20 protein-coding genes are annotated in these 21497 nt (G+C 37.4%); 9 read left to right on the top strand and 11 right to left on the bottom strand.

Going from position 1 to position 21497, the window contains the following annotated elements; translation table 11 throughout:
• Positions 1-154 precede the first annotated feature (154 nt).
• A complete protein-coding gene (locus tag FACI_RS06725) occupies positions 155-2068 on the top strand; it encodes a glycoside hydrolase family 15 protein (RefSeq protein WP_009887380.1) in 1914 nt (637 codons plus the stop codon).
• 133 nt (positions 2069-2201) lie between these two features.
• Positions 2202-2516: a rhodanese-like domain-containing protein gene (locus FACI_RS06720; protein WP_009887379.1), complete on the top strand. Its 315-nt coding sequence runs from the start codon at positions 2202-2204 to the stop codon at positions 2514-2516.
• 179 nt (positions 2517-2695) lie between these two features.
• On the opposite strand, the gene FACI_RS06715 is transcribed toward FACI_RS06720, so the two are convergent.
• Genes FACI_RS06715 through FACI_RS06690 form a run of 6 tightly spaced genes read right to left on the bottom strand, consistent with a single transcriptional unit; the run spans position 2696 to position 8392 of the window.
• Positions 2696-3568 carry a hypothetical protein gene (locus FACI_RS06715; RefSeq protein WP_009887378.1) on the bottom strand — a complete coding sequence of 291 codons (873 nt, stop codon included), beginning with the start codon at positions 3566-3568 and terminating at the stop codon, positions 2696-2698.
• On the bottom strand, positions 3555-4850 hold the full coding sequence (locus FACI_RS06710) for a DUF58 domain-containing protein (protein WP_009887377.1): 1296 nt from the start codon (positions 4848-4850) through the stop codon (positions 3555-3557). Before FACI_RS06710 ends, FACI_RS06715 begins: the two co-directional genes overlap by 14 nt.
• Positions 4847-5800 carry an AAA family ATPase gene (locus FACI_RS06705; protein WP_009887376.1) on the bottom strand — a complete coding sequence of 318 codons (954 nt, stop codon included), beginning with the start codon at positions 5798-5800 and terminating at the stop codon, positions 4847-4849. The genes FACI_RS06710 and FACI_RS06705 overlap by 4 nt, the downstream gene beginning before the upstream one ends.
• Positions 5779-6252 carry a hypothetical protein gene (locus FACI_RS06700; RefSeq protein ID WP_009887375.1) on the bottom strand — a complete coding sequence of 158 codons (474 nt, stop codon included), beginning with the start codon at positions 6250-6252 and terminating at the stop codon, positions 5779-5781. The genes FACI_RS06705 and FACI_RS06700 overlap by 22 nt, the downstream gene beginning before the upstream one ends.
• Positions 6242-6808 carry a hypothetical protein gene (locus tag FACI_RS06695; protein WP_009887374.1) on the bottom strand — a complete coding sequence of 189 codons (567 nt, stop codon included), beginning with the start codon at positions 6806-6808 and terminating at the stop codon, positions 6242-6244. The genes FACI_RS06700 and FACI_RS06695 overlap by 11 nt, the downstream gene beginning before the upstream one ends.
• Positions 6809-6814: 6 nt before the next feature.
• The gene (locus tag FACI_RS06690; protein ID WP_009887373.1) at positions 6815-8392 is read right to left on the bottom strand and encodes a carboxypeptidase regulatory-like domain-containing protein; all 1578 of its coding nucleotides are present in this window, start codon (positions 8390-8392) and stop codon (positions 6815-6817) included.
• A 200-nt stretch (positions 8393-8592) separates the two neighbouring features.
• Here FACI_RS06690 and FACI_RS06685 point away from each other — a divergent pair, with 200 nt between their 5' ends.
• The gene (locus tag FACI_RS06685) at positions 8593-9483 is read left to right on the top strand and encodes a nucleoside kinase (RefSeq protein WP_009887372.1); all 891 of its coding nucleotides are present in this window, start codon (positions 8593-8595) and stop codon (positions 9481-9483) included.
• Here the strand turns inward: FACI_RS06685 and cgi121 are convergent.
• The 3 genes from cgi121 to FACI_RS06670 all read right to left on the bottom strand — a co-directional run bounded on the left by cgi121 (position 9473) and on the right by FACI_RS06670 (position 12614).
• Entirely contained in the window at positions 9473-9895 is a 423-nt protein-coding gene (gene cgi121, locus FACI_RS06680) for a KEOPS complex subunit Cgi121 (protein WP_009887371.1), read from the bottom strand. The genes FACI_RS06685 and cgi121 overlap by 11 nt on opposite strands.
• Complete coding sequence (lonB, locus tag FACI_RS06675; protein WP_009887370.1) at positions 9885-11858, bottom strand: ATP-dependent protease LonB; 1974 nt, start codon at positions 11856-11858, stop codon at positions 9885-9887. Before lonB ends, cgi121 begins: the two co-directional genes overlap by 11 nt.
• A gap of 96 nt (positions 11859-11954) precedes the next feature.
• Positions 11955-12614 (bottom strand): TIGR00266 family protein, encoded by a 660-nt coding sequence (locus FACI_RS06670; RefSeq protein WP_009887369.1) that lies wholly within the window; start codon positions 12612-12614, stop codon positions 11955-11957.
• 178 nt (positions 12615-12792) lie between these two features.
• On the opposite strand from FACI_RS06670, the gene eno reads away from it, so the two are divergent.
• The 6 genes from eno to FACI_RS06640 are packed head-to-tail and all read left to right on the top strand — an operon-like array spanning position 12793 to position 19821.
• Positions 12793-14001 carry a phosphopyruvate hydratase gene (eno, locus tag FACI_RS06665; protein ID WP_009887368.1) on the top strand — a complete coding sequence of 403 codons (1209 nt, stop codon included), beginning with the start codon at positions 12793-12795 and terminating at the stop codon, positions 13999-14001.
• A 2-nt stretch (positions 14002-14003) separates the two neighbouring features.
• Complete coding sequence (dph5, locus tag FACI_RS06660; protein ID WP_009887367.1) at positions 14004-14768, top strand: diphthine synthase; 765 nt, start codon at positions 14004-14006, stop codon at positions 14766-14768.
• Between the two features lie 53 nt (positions 14769-14821).
• On the top strand, positions 14822-16153 hold the full coding sequence (gene serS / locus FACI_RS06655) for a serine--tRNA ligase (protein ID WP_009887366.1): 1332 nt from the start codon (positions 14822-14824) through the stop codon (positions 16151-16153).
• Positions 16153-17334 carry a mechanosensitive ion channel family protein gene (locus tag FACI_RS06650; protein WP_009887365.1) on the top strand — a complete coding sequence of 394 codons (1182 nt, stop codon included), beginning with the start codon at positions 16153-16155 and terminating at the stop codon, positions 17332-17334. Before serS ends, FACI_RS06650 begins: the two co-directional genes overlap by 1 nt.
• Positions 17335-17386: 52 nt before the next feature.
• Complete coding sequence (locus FACI_RS06645; RefSeq protein WP_009887364.1) at positions 17387-18553, top strand: AAA family ATPase; 1167 nt, start codon at positions 17387-17389, stop codon at positions 18551-18553.
• 5 nt (positions 18554-18558) lie between these two features.
• Positions 18559-19821 (top strand): vWA domain-containing protein, encoded by a 1263-nt coding sequence (locus FACI_RS06640; protein ID WP_009887363.1) that lies wholly within the window; start codon positions 18559-18561, stop codon positions 19819-19821.
• Here the strand turns inward: FACI_RS06640 and FACI_RS06635 are convergent.
• Complete coding sequence (locus FACI_RS06635) at positions 19813-20289, bottom strand: DUF1641 domain-containing protein (protein WP_009887362.1); 477 nt, start codon at positions 20287-20289, stop codon at positions 19813-19815. The genes FACI_RS06640 and FACI_RS06635 overlap by 9 nt on opposite strands.
• Positions 20290-21423, bottom strand: a complete 1134-nt coding sequence (locus tag FACI_RS06630; protein WP_009887361.1) for an NAD(P)/FAD-dependent oxidoreductase — start codon at positions 21421-21423, stop codon at positions 20290-20292. It lies immediately after the preceding gene.
• Positions 21424-21497: the final 74 nt, after the last annotated feature.

Raw genomic sequence — 21497 nt, 5'->3', positions numbered from 1 at the left:
CAATATTTCATGGATATGATTGATTTCCAGAAACTTTCATCTCTAAATTCAGGCAATACAGCAGATGGTATAAAAGGCAAATAGCAATTCCAGATAAGGCCTTAATACCTCCATATACAAAAACGTTTTAAACTGCATATCATATCTCTATGTTATGGTAAGATATATTCCATTGGGAAATGGAAAGATGTTATTAACCTTTGATGAAGATTATAGAATTGTTGATTTTTATTTTTCTGAAACCGCATCCGGGAATCATGCGGCTGGCCACCCCTTTATGTATGGTGTTTCCGTAGATGATAATTTTAAATGGATTGATAGGAACCAGATAGACTCCATGGATTATTATGACCACACAATGGTGGGGACCGTAAATTATTCTTCTGACGGCATCAATTTCGAAAATAAGGATTTTGTAGATATTTACAGAAATGTATATGTAAGATTCATTACCATTTCAAATAACAGTGGTGTCAAGAAGAATGTAAAATTATTTTTCCACCAGAATTTTTACATTTACGGGAATGATATAGGAGACACAGCAGCCTTTTATCCAGAATTTAACGGAATTTTACATTATAAGGAAAAACGGTACTTTATGGCGTCAACAATAGACCAGAACGGAAAATCCATAGACCAGTATGCTACCGGTGTCAAGGATGTAGGCAACCTTAAGGGCACATGGAAAGATGCTGAGGATAATGAGCTTTCAATGAATCCGGTCTCCATAGGATCTGTGGATTCTGTTTTACGGCATTCCTTTGATATAGAAGCAGAAAGTAAATTTTACCTCTATTATTATATTATAGCTGGGGAAAACTATGAAGATATAGAAGAAATCAGCATGGATATAAATCTTGAGTATATGGAAAAACTTAACAGGAGAACCACAAATTACTGGGAGCTATGGTCATCCAAAGTGTTGCCCGGCCTGGATTCTGAGACAAATGCCATTTTCCGTAGATCGCTCTTTATAGTGAAAAGCCATTCCAATTCCATTGGAGCAATAGCTGCTTCATGTGATAGTGATATCCTAAAGATAAGCCACGACGGCTATTATTATATGTGGCCGAGGGATGCGTCCATAGCAGCTTATGCACTCAGTATAGCCGGACATACTGAATCGGGAAGGAAATTCTTTTCAATGTCAACATCATTGATGTCCGGAAAAGGCTATATGTACCATAAGTACAATATGGATGGGAGCCCTGCCAGTAGCTGGCTTCCCCATATAATGAATGGCAAAGAGATATATCCGATCCAGGAGGATGAAACCGCACTACTTATATATGTCCTGTGGGAATATTTCAAAAAATATAATGATATAGGGTTTACTGCGCCTTTTTACGAAAGTATTGTGATTAGGGCCGCTGAATTTATGACAGGGTTTGTAGACGCTGACGGCCTGCCCAGGGAATCGTTTGACCTCTGGGAAGAAAGATACGGGATACATGCATATACTGTATCTACCACCTTTGCTGCACTTAAAGCCGCATCCAATTTCGCGGGGGTTTTTGGCGACCAGGCACTTTCGAGAAAGTATTCAGATGCTGCAGATAGAATGGTAAATGCCTTTGATCAGAAATTTTATTCGGATGAATATAGAAGGTATGCCCGTGCCATTATCAATGGAAAACTGGATTTCACGGTGGATAGCGCATTATCATCAATTGCCATATTCGGAATGAAAAACCCAACGGATTCGAGGGTGCTTTCAACAATGGAAGCGATTATGGAAAAATTGTGGGTAAATGGAAGCGGAGGCATAGCGAGATATGAAAATGACAATTATATGCGGATAAGGGAAGATAGCAACATAACTGGAAATCCCTGGATAATTACAACACTCTGGATGGCTCGTTACTATATTAGAATAGGAAATTTAGAAAAATCATGGTCCCTTATAGAATGGGTAAAATCCCACAGGCAAAAATCTGGAATTTTTTCAGAACAGATCAACCCCTACACAGGAGAACCACATTCTGTTTCCCCGCTAGTATGGAGCAATGCCGAATTTATAATAGCCATTCTTGAATATTCATCTGCTTACCGGAATCAGAAAGACTGAATATATTTTAGAGTCGCATAGTGTTGTCAGGCAACCCCATTTATTGTTATTATTGGTAATTCTTATGTTTATTTAAAATATGTAGCATTCAAAGCGTTTTAAAAATTAAATAATAATTTTATATTTGTGTTTTATGGTTCTCAACATAGATGCTGATGAAGTATCGGAAATGGCAGAAAAGAATGAATGCGTGATTATAGATGTAAGGGAACAATTTGAATATGAATCCGGCCATATAGAAAATTCTGTGCCAATTCCTATGTACGATATTTTTAATAATATATCTCTGGTAGAAAAGTACAGAGATAAAAAAATAGTGCTGGTATGCAGCTCCGGTCATAGAAGTTACTATACAGGAAAGTTTCTTGAGGAAAATGGCATAACAAATGTATATAATCTATACAATGGATTGTATGGATGGGAAATAGAGGACAAGCCACTGGTATAGTTTGCATTTCATATGCAGCCACCTTTCAGCAATACTGATGGGACTACATCAGATTTTAGCTGGATAGCTTCATAATGCTTTTTATTAATGCAAATTTATATAATAATGCCAATTAAGTACATAAACATACCGTTTTTTTGTTATAAAATAGGGATAGTTTATATGGCTTAATCAGCAATTTACTTTTCATAATCTGGATCAGCTTTGACCGTAATATCCTTGCTTTTACTATTGCTGTATGAAATAATGAGGTAAACAGATACAACGGCTATGGCTATTGATAAAAATTCAAACTTAACAGGGGTAACATAGTGAATTGTGAGAAAGAACAGATAACCGATTGCAAGCCCGATAACTATGGAAAAGTATCCAAAAACATTGTCCGTTTTACTGCTTTGTATAGAATATAACCACAGTATTGTTCCTATTACAGATACCATAAATCCTATTGCAATCGGAAATGCCATGGGAAGCGCGAGTTTGTACAGTGGAAGGTAGGTCTGGTATCCGTGAAGGAATAGTGAGAGAATAGATTTGTATTCTAATACAGATACACTGTAAAGGCTAGTCATGTAGGAATTATAATTAATGGTTATTCCACCAGCATGCATATATGCAAGTGTTGCCATTTGCATGAGCATGGTACCGGTTACAATAATATATGATGAAATTAGATGCCAGAATTTTCTGGAGAATAATCCTTCTACCATTATGCCAATAATAAATATAACCACAAGGGTATAAACCAACCTGGTGGTTACAGGCATATTGGGCAGATAATAAAAATACCTTCCTACAATATGTGTATAATAATAAAGTGTTTTGATATACAACAATAACACAGCCATGAGGGTAAAAAGGAAGATCAGGAAACCATAGAGTTTAATAAATTTTGAAAGTATAATTTCAACTGTGAATAAAATAACAAAGTAGAAAACCGTTGAATTATAAATCACATTTCCCAGTGCGTAAAACATTATAAAGTCAGGAATAAATATAATAGCTGCCAGTACAGGAATTAAATATTTATTTATGTTATCACGCACCTGCATTCATGCTCCTCCTGTAATTATATTCTACCATAATTTTTGAAAGCATATTTTTCCTGTTCACATATGTGCATCTAATGCCATAATCCCTGATCTCCTTAACGTTTCGTGACAGGTTTTCCAGATCTTTTTTCCGCATATTCTGTATGAGAAGCCCGTCGAATTTCCCGGTTGGCGAATATTCATAGTATGATTCACTGTCTATAAGGAATATGCTTGTTGAGCTATAATTTAAAAATTTTCGCGGTATGTATGATCTGGATGCGGTTATAATAAATGTTAGAAAATGCTTTTTTTGCTTTAGCTGTAGTTCTTTTAGGGCATCCCCAATTCTAAATTCCCCATCTGGAAGAATACTGGAAACTGATTTTTCCAATCTGCTTATACTCTCGCCACTCTTGCCAGGCGGGATATATACATTAATTTTGCTTGAATATAGTAAAAATCCTACATTGTCACGGTTTTTTGCCATAAAATGGGCTGAATTAATAATATCTACTATAGAACTGTCGTAAACCCTGTCTATATCGCCGTAATTCATGGCTATGCTGTAGTCTATGATAAAAATTGTTGTAATTTCACGCTCTTCCTCCATTTCTTTTACCATTATGCTATCCTCATTGCCTTCACTGTATCTGCTCCATACAATAAACCGGGGATCGTCTTCAAATGTATAGGGCCTTACACCGTATAGATTGTACCCCTGGCCAACATGGTGGGAATAATGGTTGCCCTGGGTATAAATAAAACTGCTTATCATTTCACTCCGGATAGATTTTATGTCACGTGTAGAAGGTGATATGCGAATCGCCATATCCATGGCTATTGTCTTATTAACTGAAGCAATATGAAACAGGTCTGAGATACTGATTGTTATATTTCCCAGTTTATATTTTCCTATATAACGCGGAATTGTTGAATAAGATGTTTCGTATGACCCATTTTCAGGAATGGTTATATTTCCACCTGTTTTTCCGGAAATCTCCAGCACATCTATGGCTTCATCAAAAAAATGCACTGAGACTGGAAATGGATTTTTATTTTCAAAAAGCAGGGTTATCTGAAATTTCCTGTTTTTTCTGAATTTAATTGTATCATACCTTCTTGTAACCGAAATATGATTTATCGCCTTCGAACCTGATATATTAAAATATACAACATCAAATGCAACCATGAAGAATGTAAGAATCGTAAATATAATGTAATATTTATATCCTAACAGAACTGATTCAAGTATTCCGTATGTCAATACAGCCAGTATAGCATAACCTGCCTTCCGGATCATTGGGGTGCCTCTACAGAATTTATTATTGAATCTATGACATTGTATATAATTTTTCTGTAATCTGCCTCTGAATCTATGAGTGACTCAGGGCGCATAATAAGGCGATGGTTTAGGATTTCCCGGGCAATAAAGATTACGTCCTCAGGAATAACGTATTTCCTCCCGCTTAGCATAGCATTTGCCCTTGCAGCATTAAGGTATTTCACTGCAGTACGTGTACTGGCACCCAGGTATACCATATCTGATTCCCTGCTCTTCCTGATTATATTTATAATGTATTCTATTATTTCTTCATTAACATAAACTTCGTTTACTAAATTCCGGTAATGCAGTATAGTGGCTGAATCCAGGGTATTATATTTTTTAGCTGCGTTTCTGTAAATAGATTTTAAAATTTTTATCTCGTCTTCCCTATCAGGGTAATCAATATAGTACCTGAACAGGAATCTGTCCATCAAGGCTTCTGCAAGGGGAAATGTGCCTTCCTGCTCTATGGGGTTCTGGGTTGCAATTACAAGAAATGGTGATGGTAGTTTTGTTGTGAGCCCGTATACTGATACCTGCTTTTCTTCCATGGCTTCAAGCAGGGCAGATTGGACCTTTGGTGGTGTCCTGTTTATTTCATCTGCCAGGACAATGTTTGAAAATACAGGGCCTTCCCTGAATTCCATTTTCCTTGTTTCTGGGTTAAAAACCATATTCCCTGTTACGTCTGAGGGGAGCATATCGGGGGTAAACTGTATTCTCTTGAATTGCAAGCCAAGATGCTTGGAAAATTCTGATGCAAGCATTGTTTTGGCAAGCCCCGGAACACTTTCCATAAGTATGTGGTTATTTGTAAATAGAGAAATAAGCATAAAACGGACTATTCTCGAAGAACCTATTACCGTATTTCCTATGGATGTTTCCATATCAATTATTGTATCCCTTATATTTTCTGTTTCTTCCATTCATCGTACACCTCCGTATTTATCATATTCATTTTTATTTTCTTAATCGATTCATAGTCATCTAAAATATATTGAAGATATGCATCTTTCATTTTTGCAGCATGTTTTCTCATAATCCTCGAAGAGTTTTTGCTTTTCGCGTTATATTTATGATATTTCCTGACCATAAGTTTATAGTGCTTTAATAGAAGGGTTACTTGAGACATATCATTATCTATTTCCATGAGGTAGGATGAGAAATCCCCTGATTTTATGAGTTTAAGTTCTTTCAGGAAATGTGTATCTTCAATTTTCAGGTTTGCATCACGGATAATTTCGTCCATTTCCTTATTTTTATATTTCCTGGAATGAAATGTCACAACCAGGGTAAGGAAAAGTAGAACAACCACAGGATAGAAAAATTTGAAGCTGGTACGGTAATCAAGAAAAAGACCAATTATATTAATCCCCATGAGGTTCACCACCGTAAAACAATTTCATTATATCCATATAATTATATGCGTCTTTGACAGGGTCTATTATCTCCTTTTCATCCAACGCATCCCAGTTATAATCACCAAAACGGGCAATTTCATAGTAGTTAAAATAAAACAATGCTATTTTTTTTATTGCAAAAAAACGGGTAGTCTTTTCCACGCTATCCGCTTTACCAGCATTATCTGGAGTAGCATCTGTTTCCTCTTTATTGTATATTGAATTTTCTATTAAATTTTTGATGGTAAAATTATCCGTACTGAATTCAGTACGATCCGGAACTATATCAAAATGGCTTATTTCTGAGAGGATAAAATCCCGGTTTGATGAATATTTCTGGCAACCGTAAAATCTGGTATAATCATTTTTCAGGTTTGTGTACCCGTATATTATTGCTTCCTTTCGTTCCCCATTCCCTATCTTCTTCCTCATTTCCTTTATTACAGGTATATCGTCAACTGTTTTTATTTTCAACACAGTTTTAGTCTTCTCTTCAATTTTCTCTGTTTTCTGTACATTCTTTTTGAATAGCAATAAAAATCACTCCGTAATATAATTTCCTAGTGTGGATATATTATAACCATATACCTCTACAGTCATACGCCCATCTGTGCTTACCTTAGAATCATTATCATAAACGAGTTTTATTGTGAGGTTGCCCGCTGATGTTGGAAGGGATTGTGACATATTGTATGTATATAATCCACTGTCTAGGGGGTAGCTTCCACTCGCAGCACCGGAAATAATTATCATTCCGTTAGTGGCAGATGTGCTAAAGTTTTCAAATTCGAGGGATGCAATATAAAAGTTAGAAGTTACATTGCCTGAATATACAATGGAAAGATTTGTCGAATCCGTTTCAATGCCGTTAAATGTAAGATTTTTGTTGCTAATAGTAAGGTTAAGCTGGTAGTATGGATTTGCACTGGTTAGGAGTATTGTATTGTCGTATACTATTTTACCGTCATGGAACACTAATAGGGTGGTTATGCCTGAAGTAGCCATGTGTATGCCATTACCACTATAAAATGTGCTACCAAGTGTATAATTAAATGTATTCCCGGTATTATTCCTTATATTTATGGATATTAAATAAGGGTCAATTGTTTTATTTACTGTACTGTTTCCTGTTACATCAACGCCAAAATTTTTTGAAACGTAATGGGCATTACTGTAAGCAAAATTATAGAAACCAGCGGGTACCTCATATTTATAGTAAGTCCCTGTTAAATTACTGTTAACGGATAAGGAAGGTACAGAGAAAACTCCCCCTTTGACTGTGAGTGTTGAGTTTGCAACTGATGAATTATCATGTAATGGGACTGCACTTTGAAGAATAACAGAGGAAATGAATGTTATACGCTCTGTCATATTGAATCTGGCAGTATCATTATTTGCAGTATTGTAATGAATTACACTAGAATTATAATACAGTGTATATGCGGACATTGTATAATTTCCGGAATATTTAAGGAATAATTTCGCCATCCCGCTTCCGTTTGTCACCCAATTATAGCTATATACTGCACCGTCTAACTTCATCAATACAACAAATTGTGTATTGTTTAATTTCTTGCCCAGATCTATTGTGATATTTTTATCAAATGTTCCGGTTATATTGTCAGTATTAAGCCCTCCGGACATAATACTATTATTGAGATATGGAACCAGTGTTGACACATTGGTAGAACCTGGAACCTGATTAATTCCATTTCCTATGGTAGTAGCAGGAGGCGTTGATATATTCTGCGTTTTATTGCTATCCAGATTGATTGTGGATGAATAATTTTGAAATCCAGGTATTGAAGACGATATACTATAATTCCCTTGCGGGAGAGTGATATTATAGCTTCCATTGCTGCTGGTATTAAATGTTCTGGACATTGTGGAATTGCTTACTGTTATAGTTCCGGAAAGTGGCAAATTATTATTAGAATTAGATACGTTTCCAGATAAAGTAAAATTCTTGGGTACCTCTGATACATTGGAAATAGGGTGTTTTCCAGATATGAGATGATCGGTTGGATTGTAACCCGGATATGGAATATTTGCACCTGCAAAGACCATTGCAATAAGAATTGCACTAACTGCAACGGCAATTATAACTTTATGATTCAATATATATAATGAGTTAATTTACCAATATAAATGTTTTGAAATAGTGAAAGTATGTAATGTATTATATATTATTTCTATGTGATAATAATTAAGCAATATAAAATAAATTGCTGTGGGAAATATAGATGCCGGCTCCAGTTGATAGGAAATATTCCTTTTCCCGGTCAAATTTGTTAAATATTTAATTACAATCGCTAGCTATGAAATTTTTGGCTTTCTTTGGCCACTTAAATATAGATGTAACCCTATCCGTGCCATCTCTACCGTCTCCAGGCCAGGCTACTGGTGTAAAGGCCCTTAGAGAGAAATTTGCAGGCACTGCAGGGAATTTTGCATACGTTGCAAATGCGCTGGGACTGAAATTTGATCTGTATTCCGCTGTTGGTGAAATATCCCATGAAAAATACCTTGCAAATCTAAAAAAAGTAGGAATTAATACAGAACATGTTGACATTATGAAAGAAGAAAATGGGCCTATTTGTTACCTACCCTCTGATGGAAGGGAACAGATTGCATATATGTTTCAGGGCCCGATGAATAATTGGGAAGCTTCAAAACATTTTGAATATGGAAATTATACATTCTTAAATATCGGTACAGGACCGGTGAAAGAGTATATGAAAATTCTGGATAGGGAGAAGAAAGCTAAAGTAGTATTTGACCCGGGACAGGAAATATGGTATACGTACAATAAGGAAAGTGCAGAGTATATGGTTAATCACAGCAATATGATTATTATGAACAGAAAGGAGTTTTACCACCTCCTTGAATTGCTGAATACAGATAGTGCAGCCGTATATAAAACAGTAAATAATATAATTATAACGGAAGGTGAAAAAGGTGCAACTTTGATTGAAAATGGAGAATCTACTCTGATGCCTGGAATAAAACCGGATCGCATTGCAGACACTATTGGTGCGGGTGATTCGTTCAGGGCCGGCCTATTTACAGCACTTTCAAATGGGTATACATTAAAAGATTCTGTAAGTATTGGAAATATAACGGCCTCAAAAGCTATTGAAAATAATATAAATGAATTTAACCTTAATTTCCAGGATATATTGAAACTATTTAAAACCATTAAATCATAGTTTCAAGCCGGGCCATGCTGGAAAAAACCTCGAAATCCTTTCTGGGGAGGTCGTATGGAATGAATCTTTCTGTTAATTTTATATATCCTCCTTCTATTAAAAAATCCAGGTCTTCCCTGTTTGAGTAAACAACAACACCGGATTGCGTATCTGGATTAATGCCGCACCTGTTTATGGCAACATTGATCTGATTTGTATGTGCAAGATACATTAAAAGGACAGTACCTGGAAAATGGATCTTTCCATTGTGTTCCAGATAACGATCTGTTTTCCTGATTGCTTCACTTAATTCCAACTCTGAAGATATTGAATTGCCATCAATAAGTTGAATAAGGCTGGTTCTGGTTTTCAAATAATCAAAAATTTTATTGTTATAATATTTTAAAATAAAATACTGTAAATCATGCAACATGTGTGCCCCTTCTCTGGGCGGGTTTTTTGATATCTGTGGCAGGGTTTACGATATCCTTTATTTTCTGGAGGAACTTATCTTTTTCCGGACCCATTATCAGTGCGTTTTCCAGTACTTCTTCTATTCTGGATGCACCTATTATCTGTATTTTACCCTTATGTGCCTCATCCAGTATAATGTCATTAAAATTGCTTGCAGGAACTATAACCTTGGCTAGCCCTGTGTCAATTGCAGCCTCAACCTTTGCAGTAACTCCACCTACGGGGAGTACATCACCGCGAACACTGAGAGAACCCGTCATAGCAACTGTCTGGTCTATGGGAATGGATTCAAGTGATGATATAACCGCTGTTGCTATTGACACACTTGCTGAATCCCCTTCTACACCTTCATAGGTTCCTATAAACTGTATATGTATATCAACATCAGATACATTTTTGCCACTCAATTTTTTAATTACTGCAGAAACATTTTGAACTGCTTCCTTGGCAATTTCACCCAGTTTGCCTGTTGCGTATACTCCTCCATTATGAGGATGCTGTGCCTGTGTAACTTCTGCAACAATTGGCATCACAACTCCGGTGAAATCGGACATATCAGAAGAACCCATAACAGCAAGCCCGTTTACTTTCCCTATGGCGCTTCCATTTCCTGTGAACATTTTATAGAGTTTCTTGACTTCTATGGCCCTATCTGCTATCTGCTGTTCAACTGGTTTGCTAAGGTTTCTAGCCTGATTCACATCATCTGCTGTGACAATTGGCTGCTTGTTTGTTACAGCTATATCTCCTGCTACCCTCACAAGCCCGCCAAGTTCCCTTAATCTTAATGTGAGCCTTCCTTTTCTTCCGCCACGTTTCTGTGCTTCCTTTAATATTTCGATAATTGCGCCATCATCGAAGGGCGGAATTTTCTTATCCTTTGCGATTTCCTGTGCTATGAATTGAACTATTTTCTTTCTGTTATCATCGCTGTCTTCCATGGTATCGTTCATATAAACTTCATATCCATACCCTCTTATCCTGGATCTCAGTGCAGGATGCATATTTCTTATTGCATCAAGATTACCCGCAGCTACAAGGACAAAGTCGCATGGAACCGGTTCTGTTTGAACCATTGCTCCTGCACTCCTCTCGCTCTGCCCTGATATGGAAAAGTGCTTTTCCTGCATTGCAGTAAGCAATGCCTGCTGGTCTTCTGGCCTTAACAGGTTAATTTCATCAATGAAAAGGACACCTTTGTCAGCTTTTTGCATGTTGCCCGCTTCAACTCTTTCATGAGCAGGGGTTTCAAGTCCGCCGGATTGGAACGGATCATGCCTGACATCACCTAAAAGTGCCCCGGAATGTGCTCCAGTAGAGTCTATAAATGGTGGTTTATCATTAGGGTTATGACCTACCAGCAGCTTTGGAACCATTGCCCGTTCCATCCTCGCCGCAGGATTCATGGCCATTATTATGTAAAGGAATGCTGCACCTATAACAGCAAGAAACATTACTTCTATTGCAACGGCAGTATTGCCACTCACCCAGAGATAAATAGCAAGTATTGCACCTAAAAGTATGATTGATAAAACTATGAAAAGAAGGCTTTTTGATCTATCCTTTTTCTCCCTTTCTGCTTTTATCTGGTATTGCCTGAGTATTTCTTTTCCCTTGCCTGCAGGGAAAGTTTTAATCTTGGGCTTATTGGAATCTTCTGGATTTGGAAAACATAATACATCCTCTAAATCCTCTTTGGGGAGGAAATCTACCATAGACTGGGCTAACATAGATTTTCCTGTGCCCGGTTCACCGATAAGAAGGACATGCCTTTTTTGCATGGCTGCTTTTTGTATGACTTCCCCGGCATGCTCCTGTCCAATCACCTGATTAAACAGAAGCTTGGGCACCTCAATCTCCTTGGTAGTTTTGATGCCCTGTTTAGATATCCATTCTTCAACGTCATCATTATTAGAGTCCACGTAATCATTATCTAATCTTAATAATTAAACTTTCTTATGCTGGTTTAACTAACTAATTTATATAACAAAATAAAAAAATTATTTTAAAAAAAGTATTTATCTTCTGGCTAATTTTGCGGACAGTTCCAGAAGGGAGATCGAATGCAACCATACTTTGCCCGGACCACGCATATTGGCGAAGAAAAATCCCTCACCCTCCATGCCGCCTAGAACCATAGTTTTAATACCGCCAATTCTGGAGACGTTATAGGAAACAGATGACTCAAATGCCAGTACATGGCTGAGTTCTGCCTGTATTTCTTCACCGTCTTTTAATTCATATTCTATTACCTGCCCATGCCCATGAAGCATTACAGAGCCTGTGCCTGAGAATTCTTCCAGGAATATGCCCTCGCCGCCAAATATTGCCTGCCAGAATCCGGCAAATTTTGTTGAATACTTAATTGTGGAATCCATACATAGAAAAGCATTGAATTCAGCGAAAATTGAATTGTTATTCAGCTTTATTTCAAAAACTTTACCGGGTAGAAAGCCTGCGGACCCAAAATTGCCAGGGCCATCAACCTTTAAAAGGAAAACAGCTGAACCTGCAAGCATGTGGGAAAATGCCCCCCTTAAGCCACCGGTACCGGTATCCAGCCGGGCACCGGGAGTTTTATATATCAAATGTCCCGGTTCGATATATGCAGATTCTCCAGCTTCAAGCGTTGCATGAAGATACTGTACATCTCCGCCCCTTATTTCATATTTAACCATATGTGGTGAACGGAATTATAAATTTAATATTTTGCATGAATCCAGTAAAAACCCTTGTTCTAACTCCATGCAATAAAAGATGCTATTTAATGGGGGACTCTGAGCATTATTAGTTTAACACAGGTCAATATTTTATTTATAACCAATAAATATTTATTTTCTATATGGTTATACATATATGGTAGAGAGTATAGAAATAACAGATTCAAGAATCACAAAAATATTTGATTCAAGGGGAAACCCGGCTATTGAGGCAACAATTATTTTAAATTATGCAACCGGCACAAGTTCAGCACCTGCAGGTGCGAGCACGGGAAAAACAGAAGTAATTGCGTATCCCAAAAATAATATTGACAACAGTGTGGATTTCTATAATAAGCACGTAAGAAATGCATTAAAAGGTTTCAATGCACTGAATCAGAGTGGATTTGACACATTATTGCACGAACTGGATGGAACGGATAACTTCTCTGAAATGGGAGGAAATCTTGCTACTGCCCTTTCGATAGCAAATGCAAAGGCAGTATCAAACTATCTTGAGATACCTTTATACAGATATGTTGGAGGCCTGCATCCACAGATACCGCGTCCTATGGGAAATATAATAGGTGGCGGAAAACACTCAAAGAATGGAACTACAATACAGGAATTTCTTGTCTCTTCGCAGGGAAAAACATTTTATGATTCCGTATATTATAATATTCTGGTACACAGGAGAGTTGGTGAGAAATTATCAGAGAAGCTAAAGGGCCAGAGCGTTGGTCTCGGCGATGAGAAAGCATGGACAGCGGATGTTTCTGATGAGGAAGCAATAGAAATAATGAAAGAAGCTGCAGGCGAAATATCATCTGAAAACAAAGTTAAAATTTATCTCGGAGTAGATTTTGCCGCAGATTCATTCTATAATAATGGCAAATATGATTATAAAACATCAAAGAAAACACAGGATGAGCAGATCGATTATGCAGTCTCATTAAATAAAGAACATGGATTTTACTTTATAGAAGATCCATTATACGATAATGATTTTGAAGGTTTTGCAGAAATTACAAAGAAAATTGGAGAAGATAGTTTGATAGTAGGAGATGACCTTTACACAACAAATTCCGCCAGAATACAGAAAGGCATAGATATGAAATCTACCAATGCAGTACTTATAAAAGTAAACCAGATAGGAACACTTTCCGACACTGTAAAATCTGTTAAGCTCGCGACTAAAAATTCAATGGATACCGTTGTTTCACATAGAAGTGGAGAAACTACCGATGATTTCATAGCACACCTGGCAGTGGCTTTTAATTCAAAATTTATAAAGACAGGAACAATAGGTGGTGAAAGATTAGCGAAACTCAATGAAGTTATACGCCTGGAAGAGGATTTGATTTAAAAATGCTTAATATTATGGGCCTGGGATTACGGGGAACAAAAAGCCTTACACTGGAAGAAGCAGATGCCTTGAAGGAATCAGATCTCGTATATTTCGAAATATATACATCAATATCCCCCGGCAATACAGTTGATTCCCTGTCATCATTAACCGGAGGAATGATAAGGCTGGCAGACAGAAATCTGATTGAAACAGACAGCGAAATAATCAATGAAGCAAAAAATAAAATTGTTACCCTCCTTGTCACAGGAGACGCATTATCAGCTACCACCCACAATGAGCTGAGGATGGAGGCGCAGAAGGCAGGTGTTGAGGTAAGAATATTTGAAAATGCATCCATAATTACAGCATTTATTTCTAAAACCGGGCTTTTTAATTACAAATTCGGAAACATTGTATCCATGCCCTTTATTTACGAAAATTTTTTCCCTGTGAGCGTTTATGATAGAATATATATTAATTACTCAAATAATATGCATACATTGCTATTGCTGGATTTAAAGGATGGAAAAACCATGGGTATACAGGATGCACTGGGAATTCTTAAAAGAATGGAAGATAGGCAGAAAAAAGGACTGATAGAACCGGAAAGGACAGTAATAGCAGGCATCGGTATAGGGTCAGAAAATGAGAGCATAATTTATGGCGAGCTGGAAAAGGTAATGGAATACAATCCACCCGGCTCTCCGGCTTCAATAATAATACCGGCAATAATAAATGATAATGAAAGGGAATTTTTAGAGGCGTTTGCAAGAAAAATTAATTAATTATAGCATAAAAAACATATACTATATTTATATCAATTATGAAAGGTTAAATTATGATAGATATAAAACTTCTAAGGTCAGATAAGGAAAGATTTTACAATTCATGCAGGGCCAGGGGCTTTGATCTGAATATACTGGATGAATTTTTCTCACTTGATTTAAAATGGAGGGAGAACCTTAAGATATTAAATACTTATAAGCATGACAAGAATATTATCACCGCTGATATTTCTTCACTTGTTAAAAAAGGGGAAAATATTGACAACCTAAAATTAGAAGTTGAGAAGATAAACAAAAAAATTAGCCTCCTGGAAGAGGAGCAGAATGATATAGAATCAAAGAGAAATGAATTAGCAAGGTTAATACCCAACCTGCTTGCGGAAGATGTTCCAATATGCAAGGGAGATGAAAATAGCAAGCTTGTCAGATATGTCGGAAATGCAAGGGTTTTTAAAGATGATATCGAAAATTTCAGGGAAGGCAGCGGCAATTCAAAGGATTATACGGTAATTGATAAAAAGCCGGTTGACCATCAAACATTAATGGAAAAATATAATCTGGCAGATATCGAAAGGGCAGGCAAAATTGCCGGCTCCAGATTTTATTTTCTAAAAAATAGATTGTTTAAGCTTGAACTGGCACTCATAAATTATGGAGTAGATTTCCTGTCACAGAGAAATTTTACCGTTATGGAGCCACCTTTTATGATTAATTACGCATCCATGTCCGGGGCCACAGACATAGAAACATTTAAGGAGTCCCTGTATAAAATAGAAGGCGATGACCTTTACCTTATAGCCACTGCTGAACACCCTCTTGCTTCCATGCTATCAGGAGAGATACTGGAAGAATCAGAGTTGCCACTGAGGGTAAGCGGCGTTTCTCCATGCTTCAGAAGGGAGGCAGGAGCCCATGGGCGTGACACAAAGGGAATATTCAGGGTACACCAGTTCAACAAGATAGAACAGTTTATCTATTGCCGCCCGGAAGAGTCATGGGACTTTTTTGATGAGCTTGTAAAGAATTCTGAAGATATATACAAAAGTCTTGGCTTGCCATATAGGATAGTAAACATATGCTCCGGCGACCTCGGGAGTTTGGCTGCAAAAAAGTATGACATAGAGGTATGGTACCCTTCACAGGGAAAATTCAGGGAGGTGGTATCGGCTTCAAATGACACGGATTACCAGGCGAGGTCTTTAAATATCCGTTACAGGGCAAAGGACGGAAATAAATTTGCCCATACATTAAATAGCACAGCAATAGCAACTGAAAGGGTACTTGTGGCAATAATGGAAAATTTCCAGGAAGATGATTATATTAAGGTTCCGGATGTACTTGTACCCTATACAGGATTCAGCAGAATAGGTATGGATGATATATAATGGCAATAGACAAACATAAACTAGGTAAAATGCGGAATGAGGTACTGAAAATAGTTGTGGAAGTAATAATAGGAATAGTACTTGCCCTTCTCGCAGGTTTTGCTATTGATATAGTAATTAACAAATTTCTGCCACAGTATAAAAGTTATCAACCATTTATCGTTGAAGCTGTACATGCAGTTATAATACTTATAATAGGGTTCTTGGTAGTAGGATCTTTCCTGAAATACCTGAAAGAAGCTTTGATAAAGACAAACAGGTCATTATACGGGGTCTCATTGATTATAAGAATAGTATTTTATATTATTATACTGGCACTTGTAATGAGTGCTTTTCATATAAGTGTAACAGGCATACTGGCCGGTAGTGCTATTGGCGGTGTTGTCCTTGGGCTTGCGGTACAGACGGTTGCTTCCAATCTATTATCAAGCATATTCGCCACATCTACAAACACGATAAAATACGGTGAAGTTATATCTGTAAATTCATGGGTATGGAGCATAGAAACCACCGGAAAAATAATTGATGTTAAAACACTGTTTTCACAGATGCTTACAAAGGATAATAATATAATTTACCTGCCCAATTCAGAGATACTTGGCAACAGTGTAATCACAGAATTCCGCACGAAAAATGGAAGCTATACCTATCCATTGAATATAACAGTACAGGCTGATGTTCCAGCAGATCAAATACTCAGCCAGATAAAAGAAAACAATGATTTTAGCGATATCAAATTCTTCCTTTCAACGAAAAATGGTGTGAGCAATACGTTTGAAGCTTTAATTGTATTTAATGAGGTTACAGAACTCAATGAAAAAATAGCAAGGGCAAACAATGCACTGGATTCAGCATACTGGAATATAAAATCAAAATTCAATGTCCTCGGTCCGAATGCAATGTGGGAAAGCCCTGAAAATGTATATCCACTAACTGTTACACTGAACTCTGATGTGCCTTCTGAAAAATTAATAGATGAAGCAATTAAACAGATACCGAATTCTGAAGTTATATTGTTAACACGTGGAGCTTCGACAAATGTATACCTTGCAAAGGTAAAAATTGCTGGAAAGGAAGTGGATAAGGTTATAAATGACACTAACCTTTCATTTGAAAGGATATATAATAAGTTGAAGGCAGATAATGATAATACCCACAAGGATGACACTAAAAAACAATAATACTGAAATGCTAGGAAAACTTTATAAAACATCGTTTTAATTTGTTATAGCCATGAAAAATATCAACAAAATCTTTGAAGTTAAAAATTATCTTACAGATACATTCGTGGGGAGGGAGGATGTGATAAACGGTGTACTTGCGGGGCTTATATCCGGTGAACCAACCCTCCTTGTTGGACCACCCGGTACGGCAAAAACTTCTATAATTGACACAATGAGCAAACTGATCAATGCCCGTTACTTTTATTATTTATTGACAAAGTTTACGGAACCTGAGGAGTTGCTTGGGCCTATAGACATAACGGCATTGAAAAATGGTGAATACAGGAACATAACAAAGGGAAAGCTGCCGGATGCAAATATAGTATTTCTGGATGAAATATTCAAATCAAGTTCGGCAATAAGAAATACACTTCTTGATATAATGCTCAATCGCAGGTTGCCCAATGGTGGCACCATGATTAACCTTGACCTCCTTGGCATCTATTCTGCGAGCAATGAAATATCGGATGACGAGGAGGATATGGCACTTTACGACAGGTATCCGATAAAGATCTTTCATAGGTATGTCGAACGCACTATACTCAAAGACCTTCTGGACAAAGGTATAAGCATGGAATCCGGAAAAACAATGGAAAAGCCTTTGCTGGACACGGGCGAGGTTGTAATGCTTCAATCCGAAGCAGTTAGAAGGATGGACACGCTGAGGAGCACTGATAATGATGTAATAGACCGCTACATGGAAGCCATATTCCAGCTGGAAGAAAACGATGTGATACTCAGTGACAGGAGAAAGATAAAACTCCTAAAAATAGCTGCAGCATTCAGTATCCTTATGGATTCGAAAACGATTACTGGAAACGATGTTGCAATGGCCATGCGTTACAGTGCAGATTCAGAGGATTACATCCCGAAAATTGAGGCAGCCATTATTGATTCCAAACTGGAAAACAAATCCGATATTGTACAGAAGGCTGAAACCACTATGGAGGAAACAAAATCACTTATCCAGTCCACTGAAAATGCCATAAACAGAAACTCGCCATACAATGTTGTACTTGACCAGCTAAGCCTCCTTGAGATATACATCAAAAAACTTGAAAGAATGAAATTTGAACTTGGAAGTGACCATTCACCTTACCACAAGGATATAGTTAATAGAATTAACACATCCCTGGAATTTGCGGGTTCAAGATATGAAAAACTCAAAGGGAGGTGATTTGTATGCCGGAGAATTCCAGGAGCAATATAGATGGGATACCACAATCCAGCACTGTCTATAAGATAACAAAGGAAAGGTTGGTAAGGCGTGTTAATATCGACCTTGATAAAAACTCTGCAGACAATATAAAAACTGCTGCATCTGACCTGTATTTCCTTTTTTATTCTGGCCTGGCTACGGTCAGGAGTGAAAAAAATAAGAATGAGTTTATGGAAAGTGTCAGGCTCAGAATGGAGTATATTACTGAAACAAAGGACTTTAAGCAGGAAAGGGCATACACACAGTTGAATGACAGGCTTTCCATGCTATACAGCATAAACTTCATGAAGGCACTGAATGAAAATGCCAAAAAAAATCAGCCAAGAAATGGAAATTCAAGCAATGCACCGGATCAGAAAACTATTGAAAAATCAATGGAAGGTGCATCAAAGAAAGTGGAAATGGCACACGAAATAGAGAAAATAGTTAAGGACAAAAACCCTGGAGGGAATATAGGCAAGAAGGAAGGCATGTCGGTTGAAAGCCTGATTGACCTCACGGATAAGGCAATGAAGGTGGATAATGCAGATAAGATACTCACACTGGCAAATAAGCTTATAGATATTATGCCCCGCTATACTAAGAAAATGAGGTCTTTTTCCAATACCGGCGAACTGGCAGGGTATTATAAGACAAGGCACATTTCCAATGTACTTTCCAGGGAACTTGCTATGCCTGATGAAATTTTTTACTCCAAACTTATAAACGGGTTTACTGGAAAGGAAAAACGCTTAATGAGCCCTGGATCATATTACGTACTACTTGACAAGAGTGGAAGCATGTATGAGGGCGATAAAACCCTGTGGTCAAGGTCAGTAGCCCTTGCACTGTTCAGGATAGCCAGAAGCAGGGGTAGAAAGTATTATTTCAGATTCTTTGACAACAAACCCCATGACCTGCTAAATAGTCCATTCGACGTTGTGGAAAATATTCTTACCGTGGAAGCAAACAAAGGAACATGCATAGAATGCGCACTTAAGACTGCTCTTAGAGATTTGCAGGATACAAAAATTAGAAGTGAAACAAATACAATAATAATAATCACCGATGGGGAAGACAAGGTAAACATGCAGGATTATTTCAGAAAAGAAAATGAAACAAAATTGATAACGGTTATGATAAATGGATATAATGAAGGGCTAAAGAAGATAAGCACAGAGTATATGAATGCAAAACTTGATGAGTCTGGAGCCCTTGAATTGCTTGATGTTGCCCGTTCAGTCTAACTTTTGCAGTACACTTCCAAGCACCTTCAAACCATTCATCACTGCATTAATGCCGGATGATACCTCCGGGTCTTTTAACATGGCCAGAAGTTTGAGTGCTGATAGTGTCTGTGGCTTTGAAGCACCCTCTTCCATGTATTCTGCGATTCCCTGTGAATTGAATGCTATTGCCTTTACAACATCCGCCATTTTGCGATTTGACAGCATGAACAGAAGGGCAAACAGTGTGTTCCCTGACCTTGCAAAGGTTTCCATTGAATCTTTTGAAGTAAAGGCTTTAGCGAAGAAATCAAGATTGTCCGGTATTACATTTTCATTTATGGAGTTAAGGGCATCCACGATGCCAGCACCCTTTAACTTTTCAAGCAGTTTCATAAATGCCATTACAACATCGGCGTTTTCTTTTATAGCGTTCTCAATATCTGCTATATCCACATTGCTGCTTTCATTCTTTTCTATCCCTGCCATTTATATCATCCCCCTTATTATTGATGAAAAATATGTATCTCCTGATATATATTTCAAAAAATAATCCGGCGCTGAAGCGAAATTCACTGATGGTTTTGAATTGTAATCAAATGAGAGGGTAAAACCACGCTGTTCCGCATATATGCTGGAACATCCCATGAAGCCATCGAATTTAGTGTCCGAGATGACACCATCTGATTCTGATGCTATCCTTTCCGCTACATATGCGGCTTCTGAATGGCCAAGTGCCCCAACTTTCATGGGGAAATTGGCTGCATCGCCAACGGCGAAAACATTATCATAATCGGAATATTCCAGTGTAAATTTATCCACATCGACATATCCAGAATCTCCGGCCATGCCCGAATCTGAGAGGAATTTCTGCCCCCTGTGCGGTGGTATGAGCACCAGTTTATCGTATTGAAGCGATTCTCCACTTGAAGAAACAATAGAATTTTTCTCAGGTTCAATATATTCTGTTTTGAAATCAGGTATAAAATTAATATTATATTCTTCAAAGCCTTTCCTTACAAAGTCTGATACAGATTTAAATGGCAGTACATCTTTCATGGGCACAATAAGTGACAATTCACTATTTTCCCTTATGCCCTTATTTCTCAGGAGAAGGTGAAGCCCGAACATAAATTCACCTGGTGCTACCGGACATTGGAAGGGCGTGCTTGCAGGCCCAACAACAATTTTTCCTCCCTTGAATCCCCTTAACATTTTCTTTAATCTAAGGACGTTTTCAATATCATAAAAATGGTATACATCAGGGTTGTAGCCTGGAACATCTTCCGGGACAAGTCGATCTCCTGTAGCTATTACAAGATAATCATATGTAAGTTTCTGCCCGTTATCCAGCACGACAGACCGGTTTGCCGGATCTATCCTGGTTGCCATGGCTTTTATTCTTTTAATGCCATAATTTATAAGAAAATCTGTAGGCTTGATTGAATCCCTGTAATCTATTCCGTTGAAAGGTATAAGTACACCTTCAGGTTTAAAATATGTTTTTTCTGAATTGCCTATAATGGTTATATTTACATCTTTGCCTGTATGCATTCTCAACTTGTTTGCCGTTATTATTCCGGCATTGGCGTCACCAATAATAAGTACATTAGTAGTGTCCATACATCAATAGTATACATCTATATTTAACTTTTAACCCTCGCTAATGCATATATTTTATGCACTATATATGCCAG

Source organism: Ferroplasma acidarmanus Fer1 (assembly GCF_000152265.2).
Taxonomy (GTDB): domain Archaea; phylum Thermoplasmatota; class Thermoplasmata; order Thermoplasmatales; family Thermoplasmataceae; genus Ferroplasma; species Ferroplasma acidiphilum.
Note: the sequence above shows the minus strand (reverse complement) of the source record. Positions and strands in the feature narration are given on the sequence as shown.

Coding starts and splice junctions, on each gene's coding strand:
- FACI_RS06725 (WP_009887380.1), top strand. CDS start 155: ATGGTAAGATATATTCCATTGGGAAATGGAAAGATGTTATTAACCTTT.
- FACI_RS06720 (WP_009887379.1), top strand. CDS start 2,202: ATGGTTCTCAACATAGATGCTGATGAAGTATCGGAAATGGCAGAAAAG.
- FACI_RS06715 (WP_009887378.1), bottom strand. CDS start 3,568: ATGCAGGTGCGTGATAACATAAATAAATATTTAATTCCTGTACTGGCA.
- FACI_RS06710 (WP_009887377.1), bottom strand. CDS start 4,850: ATGATCCGGAAGGCAGGTTATGCTATACTGGCTGTATTGACATACGGA.
- FACI_RS06705 (WP_009887376.1), bottom strand. CDS start 5,800: ATGGAAGAAACAGAAAATATAAGGGATACAATAATTGATATGGAAACA.
- FACI_RS06700 (WP_009887375.1), bottom strand. CDS start 6,252: ATGGGGATTAATATAATTGGTCTTTTTCTTGATTACCGTACCAGCTTC.
- FACI_RS06685 (WP_009887372.1), top strand. CDS start 8,593: ATGAAATTTTTGGCTTTCTTTGGCCACTTAAATATAGATGTAACCCTA.
- cgi121 (WP_009887371.1), bottom strand. CDS start 9,895: ATGTTGCATGATTTACAGTATTTTATTTTAAAATATTATAACAATAAA.
- FACI_RS06670 (WP_009887369.1), bottom strand. CDS start 12,614: ATGGTTAAATATGAAATAAGGGGCGGAGATGTACAGTATCTTCATGCA.
- eno (WP_009887368.1), top strand. CDS start 12,793: ATGGTAGAGAGTATAGAAATAACAGATTCAAGAATCACAAAAATATTT.
- dph5 (WP_009887367.1), top strand. CDS start 14,004: ATGCTTAATATTATGGGCCTGGGATTACGGGGAACAAAAAGCCTTACA.
- serS (WP_009887366.1), top strand. CDS start 14,822: ATGATAGATATAAAACTTCTAAGGTCAGATAAGGAAAGATTTTACAAT.
- FACI_RS06650 (WP_009887365.1), top strand. CDS start 16,153: ATGGCAATAGACAAACATAAACTAGGTAAAATGCGGAATGAGGTACTG.
- FACI_RS06645 (WP_009887364.1), top strand. CDS start 17,387: ATGAAAAATATCAACAAAATCTTTGAAGTTAAAAATTATCTTACAGAT.
- FACI_RS06640 (WP_009887363.1), top strand. CDS start 18,559: ATGCCGGAGAATTCCAGGAGCAATATAGATGGGATACCACAATCCAGC.
- FACI_RS06635 (WP_009887362.1), bottom strand. CDS start 20,289: ATGGCAGGGATAGAAAAGAATGAAAGCAGCAATGTGGATATAGCAGAT.
- FACI_RS06630 (WP_009887361.1), bottom strand. CDS start 21,423: ATGGACACTACTAATGTACTTATTATTGGTGACGCCAATGCCGGAATA.